The 2,387-nt window shown below is 68.4% G+C and carries 2 protein-coding genes; both read right to left on the reverse strand.

Going from position 1 to position 2,387, the window contains the following annotated elements:
- The coding region (locus WA805_RS19200; RefSeq protein ID WP_425243018.1) for a hypothetical protein at nucleotides 1-422 on the reverse strand (422 nt) is incomplete at its 3' end.
- A 155-nt stretch (nucleotides 423-577) separates the two neighbouring features.
- Nucleotides 578-2,387 (reverse strand): arabinofuranosyltransferase (locus tag WA805_RS19205; RefSeq protein ID WP_425243019.1); only part of this gene is annotated, 1,810 nt, incomplete at its 5' end.

Consider the following 2,387-nt stretch of genomic DNA (forward strand, 5'->3'; position numbering starts at 1 on the left):
GGCACGTTGATCAGCGCGGAGGTGCGGCCCACCAGCCAGGGGAACAGCGGCGGGTAGTGCGATGGCACTGTCGATACGATCCCGTCGCTGCTACGCCAGGTGCTGGCGTACCGGTTGGCCATGTCCGCCATCCGGCCCGCATCCCCAGCCAAACCGTCAAAACCGAAGGGCGTGCCGTGCAGCGCCACCCGCAGCGTGAACGCCACCCACCCGCCGAACAGCCCGGCTCCGATGCCGCTGGCCAGGTCGGCCGGCAGCCGCCGCGAGGCGATGCCGACGACGATCACGCCGCCGATCGCGACCACGACCGGAACCATCGCGACCCGCAGGAGGAACGGGTTGGCCGGACCGAGCGAGGCCAGCCCGAAGGCCACCGGCAGGCAGACAATCCAGATGATGAGCGCCGCGAGTGATGGGCTCACACTCAGGAGACGTCCGCCGGTGCCGCCGGTGCCACCCGTACCGTCGCCGGCGGATTCAGGGTCCCTGGGGGGCGCTTCGTATTCTCCGGTAACTTTCTGCATGATTCCATCCGTGGGGGGCCGTCAAGCCAGTTGCTCGGCATGTGCGGCTCCGGTTAGCTAGTTGTCTGTGGCTGCCGGACGGCTAGCACGTAATTGCCCGGCAGATCGGTGAAGACGGTGAAGGCTTGCGGGCTGAACTGGGCGGGCGTGAAGGTGATGTCGGGGTCATCGGAGTCAAAGGGCTTCCAGGACCAGTGTGCCGCGTCGGTGGCCTGAAGAATGAACACGTCGACGGAGCCGAACGCGGTGTGCTCGGAGGCGTCGGTGAACGCGTCCGGATCGGTGACGAGGGAAAGCTTGCGCAAGGCGGCGTATCTGGCAGGCCAGTTGGTGTCGATGCCAGCCGCGCTCCTGGTGACGGCGATATATCCCGGCCACCTCACGAACGCGAACAGGTGCTCTGAGCTTGACAGGGTGACCGGTTTCGCGCCCTTGCCGAGCACGGAGTCCACGTCCTTCTTAATGGGTTTGGTGGGGAACCATGCACCGCGAAGGCTGGCGGGCGCGGCAGGCGAGTAGCGTCCGTCGGGCAACGGGGTCATGAAAGCGGCGGTCGCGTCATTGGGCGTAGCGCTCACGGCGGGCTGATAGAGCCCGGTCACCGAGGCGGGACCGCCCGGCATCCACGCCTGCCAGGCGGTGACGGCGATCCAGATCATGAGCAGGCACAGGCTGAGCGTCGGCAGCCCGGCGGGCACAGTGCCTGCTGTGAGCCGGCGCACAAGGCGCGGGGCAGTGTGCGCGATGGTGAGCACCCCGGCCGAGGCCAACACCAGGCTTGTCAGCCGGGGAGTGTCCTGCACCAGCAGGTGGCGGCCGACCAGGACAAAGGCGGCCAGGCCGAGCAGCCAGTAAGCGTAGATGCCGGCGGTCAGCAGCAGCATCGGTTTCCCCCACCACACCCGGCCCCGGTACCAGACCATCCCGATAACGCCGATCAGCTGCAGGACGCCGAGCGGAGTCGGGGTGAGGAACAGCAGCGGGCTGTCCTGGATCCCGCCGCCCTGGTACTGGTACTCAACCTGGCTCGACCCATGCAGGAAGCCCCAGCCCAGATAGGGGACCAGGTACCAGGAAGCGACGACCAGGGCGACGATCACCGTCAGTACAAGGTGCCGGACATACCGCCCCCGGTCCGGGCTGGCCCGCCAGGTCAGCACGGTCAGCGCCAGGATGCCCAGCGCCCCGAAAATCATGAACGCCCAGTACAAAAGAATGGTCAGGCCGCCGATCAGGCCGGCTGGCAGCCAGTGCAGCCGGCCCCGCGGCGGGTCGCCGAACGTGGCTATCGCCCACGGGACGAATATCTCCAGCGCCAAGATCTCATACGACTTTGACGCCAGCGAGAAGCACAGCAGCACCGGCAGCGTTAGGGCCAGGGCAATCGGGCCGGGCAGCAGCCGCCGCCAGAGCATGTACCCGGCGATCACCGCGAAGGAGACGGTGATTGCCTCGGCCGGGCCGAGCAGCTTCCAGGCAGGCACGCTGATCAGCGCGGAGGTGCGGCCCACCAGCCAGGGGAACAGCGGCGGGTAGTTCGACGGCACCGACCGCACGATCCCGTCGCTGCTGTACCACACATGGGAGTAGGTGTTAGCCATGGCCGCCAGTCGGCCGGCGTCACTCACCAGCCCGCCGAATCCGTAGGGGGTGCCGTGCAGCGCCACCCGCAGCGTGAACGCCACCCACCCGCCGAACAGCCCGGCCCCGATGCCGCTGGCCAGGTCGGCCGGCAGCCGCCGCGAGACGACGCCGGCGACGACCACGCCGGCGATCAGCACCACGACCGGGATCATCGCCACCCGCAGCTTGAACGGGTCCGCGGGACCGAGCTTGGCCCCGACGTAGGCCACCGGCAGGCAG

It is taken from the genome of Trebonia sp. (assembly GCF_049794275.1).
Lineage (GTDB): Bacteria > Actinomycetota > Actinomycetes > Streptosporangiales > Streptosporangiaceae > Trebonia.